Source organism: Paraburkholderia pallida, assembly GCF_004524855.1.
Lineage (GTDB): Bacteria > Pseudomonadota > Gammaproteobacteria > Burkholderiales > Burkholderiaceae > Paraburkholderia > Paraburkholderia oxyphila.
Window position 1 is genome coordinate 1,295,156 of the sequence record NZ_CP038150.1, and the last position, 15,609, is coordinate 1,310,764.

General features: G+C 63.2%; 17 protein-coding genes and 1 pseudogene. 9 read left to right on the forward strand and 9 right to left on the reverse strand.

Going from position 1 to position 15,609, the window contains the following annotated elements:
• Nucleotides 1-446 precede the first annotated feature (446 nt).
• Both E1956_RS32300 and E1956_RS32305 read left to right on the forward strand, forming a co-directional pair.
• Complete coding sequence (locus E1956_RS32300) at nt 447-1,337, forward strand: DUF2971 domain-containing protein (RefSeq protein ID WP_134756860.1); 891 nt, start codon at nt 447-449, stop codon at nt 1,335-1,337.
• Entirely contained in the window at nt 1,291-2,058 is a 768-nt protein-coding gene (locus E1956_RS32305; RefSeq protein ID WP_134756862.1) for a response regulator transcription factor, read from the forward strand. Before E1956_RS32300 ends, E1956_RS32305 begins: the two co-directional genes overlap by 47 nt.
• A 41-nt stretch (nt 2,059-2,099) precedes the next feature.
• On the opposite strand, the gene E1956_RS32310 is transcribed toward E1956_RS32305, so the two are convergent.
• From E1956_RS32310 to E1956_RS32320, 3 genes are all read right to left on the reverse strand, one after another.
• Nucleotides 2,100-2,678, reverse strand: a complete 579-nt coding sequence (locus E1956_RS32310; RefSeq protein ID WP_134756864.1) for a response regulator transcription factor — start codon at nt 2,676-2,678, stop codon at nt 2,100-2,102.
• Between the two features lie 440 nt (nt 2,679-3,118).
• Nucleotides 3,119-3,760 (reverse strand): DUF1109 domain-containing protein, encoded by a 642-nt coding sequence (locus E1956_RS32315; protein ID WP_134756866.1) that lies wholly within the window; start codon nt 3,758-3,760, stop codon nt 3,119-3,121.
• Nucleotides 3,757-4,302, reverse strand: a complete 546-nt coding sequence (locus tag E1956_RS32320) for a sigma-70 family RNA polymerase sigma factor (RefSeq protein ID WP_134757932.1) — start codon at nt 4,300-4,302, stop codon at nt 3,757-3,759. Before E1956_RS32320 ends, E1956_RS32315 begins: the two co-directional genes overlap by 4 nt.
• A 492-nt stretch (nt 4,303-4,794) precedes the next feature.
• On the opposite strand from E1956_RS32320, the gene E1956_RS32325 reads away from it, so the two are divergent.
• The 5 genes and pseudogenes from E1956_RS32325 to E1956_RS32345 all read left to right on the forward strand — a co-directional run bounded on the left by E1956_RS32325 (nt 4,795) and on the right by E1956_RS32345 (nt 8,152).
• Entirely contained in the window at nt 4,795-5,433 is a 639-nt protein-coding gene (locus E1956_RS32325; RefSeq protein WP_134756868.1) for a cytochrome b/b6 domain-containing protein, read from the forward strand.
• A 31-nt stretch (nt 5,434-5,464) separates the two neighbouring features.
• On the forward strand, nt 5,465-6,250 hold the full coding sequence (locus E1956_RS32330; protein ID WP_134756870.1) for a molybdopterin-dependent oxidoreductase: 786 nt from the start codon (nt 5,465-5,467) through the stop codon (nt 6,248-6,250).
• 49 nt (nt 6,251-6,299) lie between these two features.
• Nucleotides 6,300-6,554 carry a pentapeptide MXKDX repeat protein gene (locus tag E1956_RS32335; protein WP_134756872.1) on the forward strand — a complete coding sequence of 85 codons (255 nt, stop codon included), beginning with the start codon at nt 6,300-6,302 and terminating at the stop codon, nt 6,552-6,554.
• Nucleotides 6,555-6,764: 210 nt separating this feature from the next.
• A pseudogene (locus tag E1956_RS32340) lies at nt 6,765-7,478 on the forward strand (GNAT family N-acetyltransferase); the annotation flags it as partial.
• A 362-nt stretch (nt 7,479-7,840) separates the two neighbouring features.
• On the forward strand, nt 7,841-8,152 hold the full coding sequence (locus tag E1956_RS32345) for a high-potential iron-sulfur protein (protein ID WP_134756876.1): 312 nt from the start codon (nt 7,841-7,843) through the stop codon (nt 8,150-8,152).
• A gap of 103 nt (nt 8,153-8,255) precedes the next feature.
• Here E1956_RS32345 and acs read toward each other — a convergent pair whose 3' ends face one another.
• From acs to E1956_RS32370, 5 genes are all read right to left on the reverse strand, one after another.
• Nucleotides 8,256-10,196 (reverse strand): acetate--CoA ligase, encoded by a 1,941-nt coding sequence (acs, locus tag E1956_RS32350; RefSeq protein WP_134756878.1) that lies wholly within the window; start codon nt 10,194-10,196, stop codon nt 8,256-8,258.
• Between the two features lie 85 nt (nt 10,197-10,281).
• Complete coding sequence (locus E1956_RS32355) at nt 10,282-10,863, reverse strand: acetate uptake transporter (RefSeq protein ID WP_134756879.1); 582 nt, start codon at nt 10,861-10,863, stop codon at nt 10,282-10,284.
• A 357-nt stretch (nt 10,864-11,220) separates the two neighbouring features.
• Complete coding sequence (locus E1956_RS32360) at nt 11,221-11,697, reverse strand: lytic transglycosylase domain-containing protein (protein WP_134756881.1); 477 nt, start codon at nt 11,695-11,697, stop codon at nt 11,221-11,223.
• Between the two features lie 35 nt (nt 11,698-11,732).
• Nucleotides 11,733-12,062 carry a hypothetical protein gene (locus E1956_RS32365; RefSeq protein ID WP_134756883.1) on the reverse strand — a complete coding sequence of 110 codons (330 nt, stop codon included), beginning with the start codon at nt 12,060-12,062 and terminating at the stop codon, nt 11,733-11,735.
• Between the two features lie 4 nt (nt 12,063-12,066).
• A complete protein-coding gene (locus E1956_RS32370) occupies nt 12,067-12,414 on the reverse strand; it encodes a hypothetical protein (RefSeq protein ID WP_197732979.1) in 348 nt (115 codons plus the stop codon).
• 845 nt (nt 12,415-13,259) lie between these two features.
• Between E1956_RS32370 and E1956_RS32380 the strand changes: the two genes are divergently transcribed.
• Nucleotides 13,260-14,114, forward strand: a complete 855-nt coding sequence (locus tag E1956_RS32380) for an alpha/beta fold hydrolase (RefSeq protein WP_134756888.1) — start codon at nt 13,260-13,262, stop codon at nt 14,112-14,114.
• Nucleotides 14,115-14,165: 51 nt separating this feature from the next.
• Here the strand turns inward: E1956_RS32380 and E1956_RS32385 are convergent, their stop codons facing one another.
• Entirely contained in the window at nt 14,166-14,591 is a 426-nt protein-coding gene (locus E1956_RS32385; RefSeq protein WP_134756890.1) for a VOC family protein, read from the reverse strand.
• Nucleotides 14,592-14,720: 129 nt separating this feature from the next.
• Between E1956_RS32385 and E1956_RS32390 the strand changes: the two genes are divergently transcribed.
• Complete coding sequence (locus tag E1956_RS32390; protein ID WP_134756892.1) at nt 14,721-15,596, forward strand: LysR family transcriptional regulator; 876 nt, start codon at nt 14,721-14,723, stop codon at nt 15,594-15,596.
• Nucleotides 15,597-15,609: the final 13 nt, after the last annotated feature.

Genomic DNA, 15,609 nt, shown 5'->3' on the forward strand with positions numbered 1-15,609 from the left:
ATTCTGCTGCCTTCCTGTTCGCGCAAAAAGCGCCGCTTCATTCAAGCGGCGCTTTTTCTATTTCTGGCCGGAGAAACTGCGGCCCTAATCTTTCAATACGCATGCGCAGCGCACTTTGCGTGCAGCGAGCACTGTAACTTATTAACAATTGGCCTATTGTTTGACGGATATTGAACAGTTACTGTCGCGCCTCGACATCTAAATCGACAAGAATTCGCACCGACACGTAGCCGCACGTTTCAATACCTGTTCTGATCGGCCGTCGTGATTGCACGACGATTTATCGATTTCATGATTCGAACATTGTTAAGCAATCCACATTAAATACTTTCGTGGAGGAACGGCCTTGCCGCATCCATAGCCCGATATGCCCTGCGAACCGTGTATGCAATTTTCGATCGCCCTGAACCGCGCTCGAGCGCTTCATCGCCACCCCGGATAATCGTATGGCCATCATTTACCACTACTGCGATCCGCATGCCTTTCTCTCGATCATCGAGAGCAAGGCGCTCTGGCTCAGTAATGCACGAAAGATGTTCGATCCTCGCGTGGGCGATGGCATCGGCTCGATGCTCGTCAATGCATTGGCCGGCAATCAGCGCGAGCCGCAGGCACCGAATGGAGCCGCCACCGAGCTCTTGCTCGCCCTGAACGTCAGCCGCCGGGAGTTGTTCACCTGTTGCTTCTCGGGGAACCGCGACGCCACTACGCAATGGCTCAACTATGCGGACCGCGGTAGAGGGCTCGCGATCGGATTCGATACGGGCGTGCTGCAACTGGAAATGGACTGTGCGGATACGCCGGGCGACGCGCGTACCGCGGAACCACAGAGCGTGCTAGCCGACTCCGAACGCGGATACGTGCTCTCACCTGTCCTCTACGGCGACGACTCCACGCTGACACGGCACATCGAAGCGCTGAAGAGCCTGGTCGTCGACGGCGGCACGCATGACAGAACGCTGCGCGCCCGTATCGCCGCGCAGGCTTGCGAGTGGCTCGGCGTCGTTGCCAAGGATCCTTCGTTCCGGCACGAGCAGGAATGGCGCCTCGTCTACGCGTCGCCTGCCGACAGCGCAAGCGCCGCACAGTCAGGACGCAGCGGCCCGACACCCCATCTGCGCTGGCGCGTGACGCAGTTCGGACTGACCAGCTATTTCAAGTACGGATTTCTGCCTGAAGCCGTTCGTGAAGTCTGGATCGGCCCCAACTATGGCGAGCGCGCGCACCCCAGGAGCGTCTTTGGAATCAAGGAACACCATGCGCTCAGACTGCTGATGGTATCTCACGGTTATGACCAAGCTGAAATCATTGAAGCCTCGCCGCGATTCTCGATTTAGCCACAATGAAGCAGCGCCCGTCGACCGGGCAACGATCGTCGCCATCTTCGAGGATACGACCCGACTCGCCTCTTATGTCGCGAGAACGTTGAGCGACGACGGTTACGTCTGCCACCGCTTTCGCAGGCTGGGTCTGCTCACGGCCGGGTTGGATAGCCAGCCATTCGATCTGCTGATCCTGATCGGGCTCGATCCCGACTCCGACGCCATGACGGCGCTGAAGTGGGTGCGAGCGCATTGCGGAGCGGACCTGCCGGTTCTGTTCATCGGCGAGCCGCGCAAGGCCGCCGATGAAACGGCCGCGCTCGACGCGGGCGCAGACGACTATGTCCTCAAGGCGCGCACCCCGGAGGTCCTGCGTGCCCGCGTGAGCTCGCTGCTGCGACGGGCGCAGTGGCCCAAAACCCGCATGCCGGTGCGATTCGGCCCATACGAATTCGATACGGCGAAATGCATCGTCACATTGCGCGGTAACGCGATCGCGCTGACGCATCGCGAATTCGCGCTTGCTTACCTGCTGTTTCGCCAGGCCGGGCTGCCTGTGTCGCGCGCGCAGATTCTCGAATCGATCTGGCATCAAACGTCGGGCATGCCGTCCCGCACGGTCGATACGCACGTCAGCTGGTTAAGAACGAAGCTTATGCTGTGCCCCGAAAACGAATACGTGATTATCGCCGTCTACGGTTACGGCTACTGCCTCGAAAAGCTCACAAACGCATAGGCCGGGTGGCGAACAAGTGCACGCGCGGTGCATACCCGATACTAGAGACGATCGAGCCGGTATCCGCGTCCATGCACGGACGCAAGCCGGTAGCCGCTCTCCGGCGCGAGCGTGAGCTTCGTGCGCAAGCGGCAAATCTGCGTGTCGATGGTTCGCGTGCTGACGCCAGCGTCGCCATTCCAGACCAGATCGAGAATGTGCTCGCGCGATAGCGTCGTTCCCAGATGCTGATAAAACAGCAGCGCAAGCCTGAATTGCCGCTCGGTCAGATGAACGGCCACGCCATTGCGCGAAACGCTGCATGCCACCGGATCGAATGCGAACCCGTCGCCGGCTTCTTCACCATTGCCCGACGCAACCGCTCGCGCGCGACGCAACACCGAGCCGATGCGGGCGCGCAATACGCCGGCTTCCACGGGCTTGATCAGATAGTCGTCAGCCCCTGCGTTCAATGCCGAGGTCTCGTCACTATCGGCCTGGAACGAGGTCACGAAAACAACCGGCACGTGCGTGGCGACGATCTCCCGAATCTTCGTGAGGACATCGAACCCCGCCATATCGGGCAATGCATGATCGAGTATGAGCAGGTCGAATGTCTCGCGCCTCAGCGCGCGCAGCAAGGCCCTGCCCTGCGTGAAGGGACGGCAGACCCCCCCCCCTCGGGGGCCAGCACGCCGCGAATGAACTCTGCTTGTTCCGGATCGCTATCGAGAATGGCAATTCGCATTCGATCAAGCTGCCTCTTTTATTGCCTTACAAAATGGATGCAAAGTATTTTTGCGCGCGAGCGCGCACGTGCAGAACACGCTGCAATCCATTCGATGTAGAAAATGCCAGGCCCGTATGAAGAGCAATGGGACTGGCGAAAGAAGCGGGTCATCGGTGGGGGAACAGCGTGGACCGCAACCCGCCTCGGGCTCAGTGCATCCACGCCATGCAGCTCGACGTGGGTTATAGATGAGTGACGCTATTATTGAGCAACTACCTGCATAAAGGTTGTTAAATCATGTCACACGCAGGTCGCACTCGCGCTTCGAATGCGGCCAATTCACGAGCTCAATTACCAGCGCAGCAGCCGCGGCCCGAGCCACGCGCCAATCGCGGCCGGCAACAACATGCCGAGCGCATACCAGATGCTCCAGAACGCGGGGCTCATCTCCGGGCAGTGCACGCAGTAGGCGATGGTGGCCAGCGAGCTCGCAAAGAGGCCCGAGGCGGCGCCCGCCAGACGCGGGCGAGTGGGCGCGAGGCCCCGCGCGGCCCAGAACACGGCCGCGAACGTGGGCACCGAAAGCAGCAGGATGTTGAACGGGCAAATGCGCCACGACTCGCCGAGCATGAGCGGCACGCGCTCGGCCGGCGCGGCCGCGCCCAGCGTTAGCCAGCCCGCCAGCCACACGCCCACGAACGGCAGGGCAACCAGCGCCCACGCAAAGCCGCCGCGCACACCGGGGCGCCCGAGCCGGCTCACGACCCGCGCGGCGGTGAGCGCCACGGCAACCGGGAAGGCGAGCTTCGCCCAGAAGATCGGCGTCTGCGCGACGCTCATGAGATCGGGCCGCACGCCGAACACCAGCGCGACGATCACGAGCGACCCGGCGAGCCCGAGCGGCAGCGCACGCGCGAATCGGCGCAAGACCGCCTTGCGGTCCACGCGCGTGACACCGGTGGAAAGCAGGTTGATGAGATCGTCGGTTTTCATTGCGCCCCCCGAATACGTGCGGCGAGCGCCTTCAGGCCGCGGTGGATGCCCACCTTCACGGCCGACTCTGAAAGCCCCGTGAGTTGCGCGGCTTCCACCACCGAGCGTCCCTCGAGCTTCACATGAACAATGGGCAGGCGCTGCTTGTCCGGCAACTGGTCGAGCAGCTTGCCGATGTCGCGGCGCGCCTGGGCCGGCTCGTCGTCGGGAGTGGCGAACAAGTCGGTGTGATCGTCGAGCGGGTCGTTCAAAGATTCGCGGCGGGAGCGCGAGCGGAAAAAATCCATCAGTTTGTAGCGGGCGATGGCGTGCACCCAGGCGGTCAGCGGTTCGTCGGGGCGCCACGTGTGACGCGCGTTGTGCACCGCGAGCAGGATCTCCTGCACGAGGTCTTCCACGTCGTCGTGCAATTGCGGAATGCGCCTGCGCAGAAAGCCGCGCAAATGCCGCGTCAGTTCCTGAAGGAACAGGCGGTACGCGTCGGCGTCGCCTTCCAGGCCGGCGAGAAACAGCGCTTTGAGACGGATTTCCGCGGGATGCAAAGGGCGTCCTGTGTTGTCGCGACGATGGGATGGGGCGCCTGCACCCGTGCCGGTGCCCGCGCCGACTTCCACACCCGCGCCGAAGCTTGCAACAGGCTTGCGCGCGGCATCGCCGGGTTCGGCAACGCCGCCGGCTCCGAATACGGGCGGGATCGCGTGAGCGTAGCCCATGGCGTCCCGCACCGCAATAGCGGCCGCTCCGCCGCCGCCGCGCGCGGTGCGCTCGCCCGTATCCATCCACCCCGCCGCTGTGTTCGCCCAGCCCACGCTCTCGCTCCCCATTCCTGAACTTGCCCGCGCCTGCCGTGCGCCGCACGGCGTGGGGCTCCCTGGAAGCTATTCGTCTGCGTCGCACGCGCGGTTACACATCGCATGAAATTTTTCACAGCGGCCGCAATTGAGCGCGCTTCATGCAAATTTTCGCGCGCTGCTGTAACCGCAGTTCGGCCCTCGACGAATTCACCGTTACCAGCACGTCACGAGGAGACCGCGATGGAAACCACAACCGCCCAGCCGCCTGCGAGCCAGCCGCTCGTGCACGGGGCGCGCCCGATCCATCCGCTATGGCTGCGCGTCACGCACTGGCTCAACGCATTCGCTGCGCTCATCATGATGTTTTCGGGCTGGCGCATCTATGACGCCTCGCCGGTCTTCCCCCACATCGTCATCCCGACGTCGATCACGCTCGGCGGCTGGCTGGGCGGCGCGCTGCAATGGCATTTCGCGGCCATGTGGCTGCTCGTTTTCAACGGGCTCGTCTATCTGGCGCTCAATATCGCTAGCCGGCGCGCCTTCACGAAATTCTTTCCGCTAAGCCCGCGCGCCGTGTTCGCCGACCTGCGCGCCGCGCTCACCGGCCACCTGTCGCACGCCGACCTGCGCCACTACAACGCCGTGCAAAAGCTCGCCTATCTGGTCGCCATCGCCGATCTCATCGTGCTCGTGCTTTCCGGCCTCGCGATCTGGAAATCCGTGCAGTTCCCGCTGCTGCGCGAGCTCATGGGCGGCTATGACAACGCTCGCGTCGTGCACTTCTGCGCGATGTCGCTGCTGGCCGCGTTCGTGGTCGTGCACGTCACGATGGTGGCGCTCGTGCCACGCTCGCTCCTCACCATGCTGCGCGGCCGTTGAGCACGCCTTAGATCATCGATAAGGATTCCAGATGAACACGAACGAACGCAAGATCGTCACGCTGGACCGCGCGGCGATCCTCACCGATGCGCGCCGCGAACTTGGCAAGCTCGACATGCCCTCGCGTCGGCTGTTCGGCAAGCGCCTGCTCACGCTCGGCGGACTTTCGATGCTGACCGGCTGCTCGATCACCGACGAGGCTTCCGTCAACACGTTTCTGACCGCCGTCTCGCGGCTGAACGACCGCGTGCAGGCCTGGCTCTTCGATCCTCACCAGCTCGCGCCCACCTATTCCGAGGCGCAAATCACGCGGCCGTTTCCGTTCAACGCGTTCTACAGCGTCGACGAAGCGCCGGTCGTGGATGGCGGCAGCTACCGCCTCAAGCTGAGCGGGCTCGTGACCGGCCAGCGCGTGTGGACGCTGCCCGAGCTCTACACGCTGCCGCACGCCGAGCAGATCACGCGGCATATCTGCGTGGAAGGCTGGAGCGCCATCGGGCGCTGGGGCGGCACGCCGTTCGCCGGCTTCCTGCGCCGCGTGGGCGCGGACACCAGCGCGAAGTACGTGGGCTTTCGCTGCGCGGACGACTACTACGAGAGCATCGACATGGCCACTGCGCTGCATCCGCAAACGCTGCTCGCATTCGACTACGACGGCGAGCGCCTGCCCGCGAAATACGGCTATCCGATGAAGCTGCGCATGCCGACCAAGCTTGGCTACAAGAATCCGAAGCACATCGTCGAAATTTTCGTCACGAACACGTACCCCGGCGGCTATTGGGTCGACCAGGGCTACAACTGGTTCGGCGGTTCGTGACGACCTGAATTGCCGGACCACATTTTTTCACCCACCAAGGAGCACAGCCATGAAGAAGATCATTTTCGCCGCTATCGTCGTCAGCGCCGCCACGTTGGGCGCTGGCACCGGCACCGCATTCGCGCAGGCAAGCGGCGCGATGGGCAACGACACCATGCAGAAGGACACCATGGGCAAAGACGCCATGTCTCACGACAAGATGAGCAAGGACGGTGCGATGTCGCACGACAAGATGGGCAAGGATACGGCCATGAAGAAGAACGACGCCATGGGCCATCCCGCTTCGGGTGCGATGTCGCAATGAGCCCGCGGCTCGCGGCGCAATTTCGTCAGCTGCACCGTAGACCGAATTGCGCCGCGGGCAGCGTATCCTGCCGCGTCACACAGCGTGGCTCCAACGACTCGCAGCGCCGTGGACCTTTTCAAGGTGCCACGCGCAAGGTTACTGTAGCTGTCATTCCTGAGTTAACGTGTGATGCACGTGCACGCGCCGTGCGAATGGAGCATGTGAAGAATGGCAGCCAGAACGAACGAATACGAGCAACCCATCGGCGACGCCCTGTCCGGCTGGACGGCGCGCGAGCGGCCCGGCCGCGTGAGCATCGAAGGCACGCGCTGCCGCATCGAGCCCATCGACGTCGACCGGCATGCCGCCGACCTTTTCGACGCCTACAGCCAGGCCGCCAACGGCAGCGACTGGACCTATCTGACGATAGGCCCGTTCGCGGACCTCGCGGCGTATCGCGCCTACCTCACGGGCGCGGCGGCCTCCGCCGACCCGCTGCACTACGCGATCATCGACCAGGCGAGCGGCAAGGCTGTGGGCACGTTCTCGCTGATGCGCATCGATCCGGCCAACGGCGTAATCGAAGTCGGCAACGTCACCTTCTCCCCGTTGCTCAAGCGCACGGCGCTCTCCACCGAGGCACAGTATCTGCTGATGCGCTACGCATTCGACGAGCTGGGCTACCGGCGCTACGAATGGAAATGCGACAGCCTCAATGCGCCTTCGCGAAAGACCGCGCTGCGGCTCGGCTTTCAATTCGAAGGCATCTTCAGGCAGACCATCGTGTACAAGGGGCGCAGCCGCGACACCGCGTGGTTCGCCATCGTCGACAAGGACTGGCCGGGCGTGAAACGGGCGTTCGAAACATGGCTCGACGCCCGCAACTTCGACGCCGATGGCAATCAGCGCGAGTCGCTCACCGGCCTGCGCGACGCGCAGGCGCGCGGCTGATTCGCCGCCTGCGGGGGCGTTGCCAGGGCGCTGCGAGGCAAGCCTGGCCGGCAACCGCTCCGCCGAAACCGGCACGCACAGCGCCCGCGCGCGCTGTGCGCATTCACATCTCACGCCGTGATATATTGATTCCCGCACCAGTGTTATCGAAGTCGATGCCGACAAAATCGCCCACGGGCCGATTGCGCGGCCTATCTCGCGCCAGCGAATCCGGCCCGGTGGCTGGTGGGTATGGCGCATGCTGACCGAACTTCCATGGACCGACGGGATGCACACAACGTAAGCGGACCCAGGGCGATGCATGCCATGCGTCTTGCGTTCCGCCGGCTCGCATACACACAGGAGTCCATATCATGCCAGTCTCCCGCCGGCGCTTCATGATCATTGCCGCCTCTGTCGCGTCGACCACGGTGCTGTCCACCGAGTCGCGCGCCGACGCCCCATTGCTCCCCGTGACCGACCCCACAGCACAGGCGCTCGGCTACACGGAAGACGCCTCGAAAGTCGACAAGTCGAAGTTCGCCCGCTACCAGGCCGGCCAGACCTGCGCCAATTGCCAGTTGTATTCAGGCAAGCCCGGCGCAGCGACAGGACCGTGCGCGACCTACGGCGGCAAGCTGGTGTATGCGAAGGGGTGGTGCAACGCTTACGTGAAGAAGGCTTGACGCTGCGGTCGATGACCGCAACATGACCGGCGGCGCGATGGCCCATGATAAAGGTCCATCGCGCCGCCGTGTTTATATGCAAGGCTTCGCTGGCGCTTGCGCTTCAATGCGCGATCCGGTGATCGATCAGTTCCTTGACCACGCGCGGATCGGCTAGCGTGGAGACATCGCCGAGATTGTCATAGTCGCCATCGGCAATCTTGCGCAAGATGCGGCGCATGATCTTGCCTGAGCGGGTCTTCGGCAAAACGGGTGCCCACTGGATGAAGTCGGGGCTCGCAATCGGGCCGATTTCCTTGCGCACCAGCGCCACCAGCGCCTGGCGCAACGGCTCCGTGGGCTCCACGCCCACCTTGAGCGTCACATAAGCATAGATGCCCTGCCCCTTGAGCGAATGGGGGTAGCCCACCACGGCGGCCTCGGCAACGCACGGGTGCGTGACCAGCGCGCTCTCCACTTCCGCTGTGCCGAGCCGGTGCCCCGAAACGTTGACCACATCGTCGATGCGCCCCGTGATCCAGTAATCACCGTCCGCGTCGCGATAGCAGCCGTCGCCCGTGTAGTACTTGCCTTCGAACTGGCTGTAATACGTCGTTCGCATCCGGTCCGGATCGCCGTACACGTAGCGCATCTGTCCGGGCCACGAATCGAGCATGCACAGGCTGCCTGCGCCCGCCCCCTCGATGACTTCGCCCTTCTCGCCCACGAGCGCAGGACGAATGCCAAAGAACGGCCGCGTGGCGGCACCGGGTTTGAGCGTCGTGGCGCCCGGCAGCGGCGCAATCAGAATGCCGCCCGTTTCCGTTTGCCACCAGGTGTCGATCACGGGGCAGCGCTTCTCGCCCACGACTTCGTAATACCAAAGCCAGGCCGCCGGATTGATCGGCTCGCCGACGGTGCCGAGCAACCGCAGCGATTTGCGCGACGTCTTCTTGACCGGCGCGTCGCCGTCACGCATCAGCGCGCGAATGGCGGTTGGCGCGGTGTAGAGGATTTGCACCTGGTGCTTGTCGCACACCTCCCAGAAGCGCGAGCTGTCCGGATAGTTCGGCACGCCCTCGAACATCAGCGTGATCGCGCCGTTGGCGAGCGGGCCGTAGACGATATAGCTGTGCCCCGTCACCCAGCCCACGTCGGCCGTGCACCAGTAGACGTCGCCGTCGCGATAGTCGAAGACGTATTGATGCGTCATCGCCGCATAGGTCAGATAGCCGCCCGTGGTGTGCACGACGCCTTTGGGCTTGCCCGTCGAGCCCGAGGTATAGAGGATATAAAGCGGGTCTTCGGCATTCATTTCCTCCAGCGGACAGTCTGCGGAGCTCCGGCCCATCAGATCTTCATACCAATGATCGCGACCCTCGCGCCAGCCGACCTTGCCGCCCGTGCGCCGAACCACGACGCACGTTTTCACCTCGGGGCATTTTTCCATCGCCGCGTCGGCGCTTTCCTTCATCGCAATCGCGCGGCCACCGCGTACGCCTTCGTCGGCGGTAATCAGAATATTCGATGCGCAGTCCTGAATTCGATTCGCGAGCGCCTCCGGCGAGAAACCGCCGAACACCACAGAGTGAATCGCGCCAATGCGCGCGCAGGCGAGCATCGCGACGGCCGCCTCGGGAATCATCGGCATGTAGATGGTCACGCGCTCACCGCGCTTCACGCCCAGCGATTTCAGCACATTGGCGAACTTGCAGACTTCCGTGTGCAGTTCGCGATAGGTGAGCGTGCGGCTGTTGGCGGGATCGTCACCTTCCCAGATGATGGCGGTCTGGTCGCCGCGCGTGGCGAGATGACGGTCCAGACAATTGCTGCACGCATTGAGCGTGCCGTCGTAGAACCAGCGGATATGCAGGTCCTGGCTCGCGAACGAAACGTCCTTGACCTGCGTGTACGGCTTGATCCAGTCGAGACGTTGGCCTTGCTCGGCCCAGAAACCCTCGGGGTCTTGCGTGGAGCGGCGATACATCTCCTCATAGCGCGCCTGGTCGATCGAGGCATGCTTCGCCCACTCGGCTGTCACGGGAAAAGTCAGATGCTCAGACATGGCTTCCTCCTTATTGAGGACGTTGCGCTGCCATGCCATCGGCGGGAAGCGCCCTCGGGCACGCGCCCCCGCCGGCGCGAGACCGCTACGCGACTTGTGGATGCGGCGGCTCTACATAGGGATGGGTGGGCAGCACGATGCGCCCAAAGCTTTCGTTGATCACCATGGCCGCCGATGCGTAGAACGCGAGCACGGCCGTAATCAGGCCCGTGTAGCCGCCCAGATGGGTGGCGAGGACCGAGCCCGTGAACGCCCCGATCGCGAGCAGCAGATAGGTGATCCAGAGCGCGAGGAATACGACTTGCACCGACGTGCTGGTGTGCATGGAGCCGATCCACATGTAGAACGTAAACACGCCCCACACCAGCAGATACCAGCCCACGAACGCTTCAGGCACCTTTGTGCCGAGGAACGCGACGAAGAGCGCAAACGACCACCAGAACGCGCCATAACTGAGGAAGGCCACCGTGCCTAGCGTATTGCCGCGCGGAAATTCCATCACGCCCGCGATCATTTGCGCCGTGCCGCCGAACGCGAATGCGAGCGCAAGAACCAGTCCCAATGCGTCGGCATTGAACCAGCCGGCATTGACCATGCTGAGCATCCACGTCGTAAATGCAAACCCGGCTAGCCCGAGGGGCGCCGGATTGGAGAGTTTGCCACCCATAATGTGCCTCCGTGGTCATTGTTTCCATTTGCCATAAGACGAAACGACTGCGGCGACGCTATGGGCACCGGATCGTCGATGCACTCAATCGCGCGCCCTGGACGAAACGGGATCCGATTCACTGCCCTCCTGTGCACCTGCACAGAATCCCAGTTTCATTATAGGCAATATATCACGTTGTGATATATTGTGAGTGCGACCGAAGCGTGAATCTCGGGTCGGATTGACGCGCCGTGCCCAATGCTTGCTGCACGTGCGGAGATCAAGCAATAATACGCGGGCAGGCGCATACCAACGGGTTGATATGTCGGCATCCTAATTGAATTGCCAGAAGAGAAATCGTGCGGCGCCAAGACGTCATTGCTGGGGCCGCAACAACCCCCAGCTGACGAGGATCGCCTGGATGCTCCGCGCATACGCATCGCGTTCTCGCGGCGACTCCGAGTGATACGCGCCAATGGCGCGCCACGTGTTGCCGTAGCGCACCATCTTCTGTTTGAGCAGCCATGCAGCCACAAAGATGTTCACGCACGGATCGGTCAACGCGCGATGCGGTATACCCTCGCGCGCGAGCTCGGAAAAGTGGACCGAGTTGATTTGCAGTTGCCCCACGTCGATCGAGCCGTTGGCGTTGTGGTTGATCGCTGCCGCGTCACCCTTCGATTCGCGCCATGCCACGGCACGTAGCACGAGCGGATTGACACCCTGGTATGCGCCCGCTTTTTCGAAACATTCGTCGCCGGTCGCGGCATGCGCCACTGGGCAGCTGAGTGCGGCCGAGGCAAGCCAAGCAAACACGATCCCGTATTTCGAACACCGGAGTGCGAGAGACATCTGCTGAACCATCGTTCTGGCCTCCAATGTGGGGGTTATCGCGCCAACGCAACATCGAGCTGCCGTTCGATGTCCTTGAGGTAGACGCGCGATGCATCGGACACCACGAGTCTGGGAGTCGGCATGGCGCAATGGCAGTCGTGCTGGCGCGCCTTCTTTTTGCGCGAGGCGGAATGCGAGGCGGGTGGCTCGTCGTCGTCGCCGTTCGATGGCGGCAGCATGGCGAGCGTGGGCAACGGCGGATAGACGCGCGACGCGTCGGTATCCGACACCAGGGCAACGGTGCTGGGCTGGCCCGCCCACGCGCTGCAGGAGACGAGCAGGGCCAGCAACGGTGCGGCCACGGCGAGAATAGTCGGGCGCATCGCGTCAGTCTCCCGATTGCAGCGGTTCGATCGACACGCTGTATGTCTGGTTCGCGCCGGCCGTGACATTCTCGAGCGCTGGCTTCGGTGACTGGCGGGACGGCACGCCCTTCCAGATTGCCTCGTTCAGATAGCGCAGATCCTGGCCGAGCGCAGTTACACGGATCACCGTCGGCTGCTTCTGGGCAGCGGCCAGCGCCCCCGCCTTCGCGAGCACCGTGGCGAGTTGTGGATCGCGTGCGCCGAGCGCGTCGGCCGGAATATCGAACCGCATCACCGCAGTCGGCGCGGCCGGCTTTTCAGTGTTTGCCGTATCGGCCGGATGCAGTTGCGCGCACCCCGCCATCGCCATCACGGCCATCAAGAACACGACGTGCTTCACGTTTGCCCCTTTTCGAAACCTCATGCCTATAGGCGCGTTTTCGGCTCGCATCGGACGCAGCTTGATACCCCTGGCGCAAACGTTTTCGAAAAAGGAAAAGTTCGCTCGCGGCACGTGGCTTTTCGCAACGTCGGTGCGAAAGGCGCCGGAATTCATGCAGAGAAATGCTTCGTCGCGAGGCCGGTATAGGGCACTCGCGAGCGTGGGGCGTCACCGTTCCCGATGCATGCCGCATTGCTAAATGTCTGATGAATAAGGGTAGCCCCGCCCCAAATCGTATGGATTCCTTATTGACTCATGCGCGATGGCACGGTTTGAAGCGCATGCATGCTGCGCGCTTCGGGGCCGGGATCAGTTAACCGTTCCGGTCGCGCAGTATTGCGCGAAGTTCGCCTCTGAGGAAGCAAAGCCTTGCTGCTTCGCGAGCTCCCACGGGCGTTCGCAGCGCTGCGTGTGTGCACACCACGAATAACCCGCGGAACCGATGCATCCATGTGCGTCGCGATCGGCGCCCACCACGGTGGACGGGGTCGTGGAATTCGCGGCAGAACAAGCGCCAAGCAGGCACGTGGCAGCGGCAAGACAGACGCGAAGCAGGTTTCGGCGCATGAATGACTCCGATGGGATGTGGCTGAATGCCGGCCGGAGTCTACCAGCGTCCCACCGCGGCGGGCCCGGGGTTGGCCGGGGTATCCGCGCCGCAAGCTTTCATTATTATTTCAATCAGAAAACCTGATAGCAACGTTCAATTTATTGCGTTTCCCTTAAGCGTTGCCATGCGGCAAAGTGTCATCTCCGCGAATGGAGTGATCTCCGTGAATCAACGCATCGACCCGTCCCTACTTGCCCCACCCGATCTGTCGTTCGCGACGCTGGATTCGGGCGTCGTCCTGCCGTACCTCGAACGGGGGGCAGGTGAGCCGCTGCTTTTGGTGCACGGCTCGCTGTGCGACTACCGCTACTGGGCGCCGCAGCTGGACGGTCTCGCGGACGATTTCCGCTGCATCGCCCCGAGCCTGAGCCATTACTGGCCGGCCGCCGATGCCTGCATCCAGGGCGAATTCGGCTGGGAAAGCCATCTGCATGAACTGGCCGACTTCATCACTGCGATGGGGCTCGAGTCGGTGCATCTGGTCGGTCATTCGCGCGGCGGCTCGATCGCGTATCACCTTGCGCGCCGCTATCCGCGCCTCGTGCGCACGCTCGTGCTCGCCGATCCGGGCGGCCCGCTGCGCCGCCTCGAAGACGACGAAGACGTGCTGCCCCCCGCCACCAACGCGCTGCGCACGCGCGCAGCCGATCTCATCGAGCGCGGCGAGCTGGAAGCCGGGCTCGAGCTGTTCGTAAATTCGGTGAGCATGCCCGGCGCCTGGCGCAAGAGCCCGCACGCGTTCCGCGAGATGGCCATCGCCAACGCCACGACGCTGCCCAAGCAATTGATCGATCCGCTGCCCGCCTACGTGCGCCGCCCCGCTGCGGACATCAAGTGCCGCACGCTGCTGATCGACGGCCAGCGCAGCCCGCTGATGTTCCGCAACAACGTCGAGGCGCTCGAAGAGTGGATCGACTTCGCGCAGCGCATCACGATGAAAGGCGCAACGCACGGCATGAACGCCACGCACGCCGATCTCTTCAATACACACGTCCGCAACTTCATCACGCAGGCCTGACGCGCGCGGCGCCACGCGCGCCGTTTGCCGTTTTCGGGCCTGCTTGCCGCCTCATTTGGCGAACAGTTGCCCGATGTCCTTGAACGCCTTGAATTCGAGCGCGTTGCCGCACGGATCGAACAGGAACATGGTGGCCTGCTCGCCCACCTGCCCCTGAAAGCGGATATACGGCTCGATCACGAATTGCGTGCCGAACTCGCGCAACCGCTGCGCGAGCGCTTCCCACTGACTCCATTCCAGCACCACGCCGAAATGCGGCACCGGCACGTCGTGGCCGTCCACCGCGTTCGTATGCGCGCTGTCCTGCGAAGCGGTTTTCGGGTGCTCGTGAATCACCAGTTGATGGCCGAAAAAGTCGAAGTCGACCCAATGGTCACTCGAACGCCCTTCTTCGAGACCGAATACACGGCCATAGAAGTCGCGCGCGGCCGGCAGGTCATAGACGGGAATCGCCAGGTGAAAGGGGGAAAGGCTCATGGTTCGCTCCGTGCTCGTTATGCAATGCGGTTTGCCGTTCGTGCCGGCGTATTGTCGGGCCATGATAGACGGCACGGTTGAAAAATAAAATCAATATATAATTTCGCGATATACAAACGGAATTTGTGAATGATCCGCGAGCTGAAGACGCTGATTGCCGTCGTCCGCGAGGGCACCTTCGCCGCCGCCGGCAAGCGGATCGGCCTCACGCAGGCCGCCGTGAGCGCGCAGATGCAGCGTCTCGAAGCCGAACTCGGCTTCGCGCTGTTCGACCGCGAGGGGCGCACCGCGCGGCTGAACGCGCGCGGTCAGCAGATTCTCGTGCAGGCGCAGGAGGTGATCCGGCTTTACGGCAATCTGAGCGCCGTCACCGTGGATCCGGCGGTGGCCGTGCGGGTCAATATCGGCGCGATTGCCTCGGTACAGCGCGCGTTGCTGCCCGACGCGCTCGCGACGTTGCGTCAACAGCGCCCCGGCGTGAGCACGCGCGTAATTCCCGGGGTATCGATGGAACTCCTCAACCTCGTCGACGCCGGCGAAATCGAGCTGGCCGCCATCATCCGCCCACCCTTCGCACTCCAGAGCGATATGCGCTGGACCCCGCTCGCGCAAGAGCCCTATCGGCTGATCGTGCCGCGCGGCGTGAAAGGCAGCGACTGGATGGAGCTGATCGCCACGCGGCCGTATATCCGTTACGACCGTGCGTCATTCGGCGGCCGCCAGGTCGACCGCTTTTTGCGGCGCATGCAGTTGCCCGTGCAGGACGTGTGCGAGCTCGACGAGCTGGAGGCCATCGTGAAGCTGGTGGAGAACGGCGTGGGCGTCGCGCTCGTTCCGCAGACCGCCACCTGGCGGCGCTGGCCGGCCAAAGTGCGCGCGATCGACCTCGGCCACCATACGTTTCACCGCGATGTCGGCATCGTGCACCGCGACGCGAGCCAGATGAGCGAGGCGGCAGGCGTGCTGCTTGGTCTGCTGGAAAGGGAGGCGAGGGGGGAAGGCTGAACCAGTTGCGTGT